Source organism: Rappaport israeli (assembly GCF_001888055.1).
Lineage (GTDB): Bacteria > Pseudomonadota > Gammaproteobacteria > Cardiobacteriales > Cardiobacteriaceae > Rappaport > Rappaport israeli.
The window spans coordinates 1-1,604 of record NZ_LXHZ01000032.1 but is presented as its reverse complement, the minus strand read 5'-3'; the positions used below and the strand labels follow the sequence as shown (position 1 = coordinate 1,604).

Below are 1,604 nucleotides of genomic sequence, written 5' to 3'. Positions count from 1 at the left end.
TATCCGCCCCCATAACGCCTCATACTCCTGCAACACCGCCAACACCGCCTCATCCTGCAAACTCCGCCCACCATAAACCGCCAACACCCACAACTCCAACACCTCCTGCACACAGCGCCAAAACCGCTCATCAAGCCCCCCACGCACCCGATACAAATACGCAAACTCCGCCTCCCCACGCGCAAACTCTGGCAACCCATGCGCCTTCGCACCCAACACCAGCCGCTGATATAACAACCCCACCACCGCCAAATACTCTCCCTGCTCATACAACCCCCACACCCCAGACAATTCAGGCATCGCCCCCACTGGTACCCCTGCCACCACTCCCAGCGCCCCATCACCAAACCGTCGTCTTTCTCGCCAGCGCCTCCATACCAACCCCCCCATCCACATCGACACCCCCAAAGCCCCCAACACCAACCCACCTCGCAAAACCACCGCAAAATCCTCCCCATTCAAATCAGACCGCCCCACCTTATGCCCCTCATCCCCATCTTTTTTACCTGCCAACCATAAGGACTCACCTCAGGCGCCTCCATCACCCCCTGCACCCGCGCCCTATACGCCTGCCGCTCCTCCTCCGACATCGCCCACACCGCCTCCCCACGCAAACCCAACCCCAGCCAACCCAGCACCACCACCACCGCCAAACGTCGCGCCAAAGCCTTCAACCCCAAACCAATCCCCCAACCCTCCAACTGCATCCGTCCCTGCAAATAAAACGCAAACCCCACACACACAAACACCACCGACATCCCCCACGACACCAACACCCACCACAACACCAACGCCCACAAAATCCCCCTATTAAGCGCCAGAAAATCCAACCCATCCCTCATCAACCCATCCAACACCCCAAACCAATCCAAGCGCCAAGGAAACACCACCACCCCACTCACCCACACCACCGCCCCCATCAGCGCCAACCCCACCACCCAACGCCCCAATCCACCCAACGCAGAGACCACCTCCATCCGCGCACGCAAATCCTCCCCCCCCTCCAGCACACACACCGCATGGCGCATCACCCTAAAGCGCACAAAAAACCGTCGCCACAACAACTCCGCCCACCACCCACGCGCCCACATCGCCCGTTGCGCCTGCCAAACCCCTATAGCCTCCCCAGCCACCACACTCCCCAACCAACCCACCAACACCCGCTCATACAACGGCTTCAACCCCCCACCAAACCCCCCAACAGCCACAATGGCGACCCAAGCCACCCACTCACAACCCCACCAACCCCCACAATCACCAACCCCACAGGCAACCCCACCCACAACAACCCCAAACCATAACCACGCGCCAAAGCCAACCCCAACTGCCCCACCTCAACAACCGAACGCTCCCTCATACTAACGCGCAACATCATTCCCTCCGCGCCACACCCACACCCCATAACCCAACACCAGCGCCCACAACACCCCCCCCACCATAAATTTCACCTCAGGCGCCAACACCCTAGCCGACCAAAACGCCTCCACCCATGCCGCCACAAAAAACAGCCCCACCGTTACCACCAACAACGCAAACACCCGCGCCAACATCCGCCGCACCGCCACCGCCCGCGCCCAACGCGTCGGCAAAAAACAACGACCGCG

General features: G+C 60.8%; 3 protein-coding genes and 1 pseudogene. All 4 read right to left on the bottom strand.

Annotated elements, in window-relative coordinates:
- Positions 1–513 (bottom strand): hypothetical protein (locus A5N84_RS09185; protein WP_143324913.1); only part of this gene is annotated, 513 nt, incomplete at its 3' end.
- A complete protein-coding gene (locus A5N84_RS12970) occupies positions 459–1,208 on the bottom strand; it encodes a hypothetical protein (protein ID WP_143324912.1) in 750 nt (249 codons plus the stop codon). The genes A5N84_RS09185 and A5N84_RS12970, both read right to left, overlap by 55 nt.
- Positions 1,178–1,372, bottom strand: coding sequence for a hypothetical protein (locus A5N84_RS09175; protein ID WP_143324911.1), 195 nt, complete (start codon positions 1,370–1,372; stop codon positions 1,178–1,180). The genes A5N84_RS12970 and A5N84_RS09175 overlap by 31 nt, the downstream gene beginning before the upstream one ends.
- A pseudogene (locus A5N84_RS10355) lies at positions 1,359–1,604 on the bottom strand (hypothetical protein); the annotation flags it as partial. The pseudogene A5N84_RS10355 and the gene A5N84_RS09175, both read right to left, overlap by 14 nt.

Coding starts and splice junctions, on each gene's coding strand:
- A5N84_RS09175 (WP_143324911.1), bottom strand. CDS start 1,372: ATGTTGCGCGTTAGTATGAGGGAGCGTTCGGTTGTTGAGGTGGGGCAG.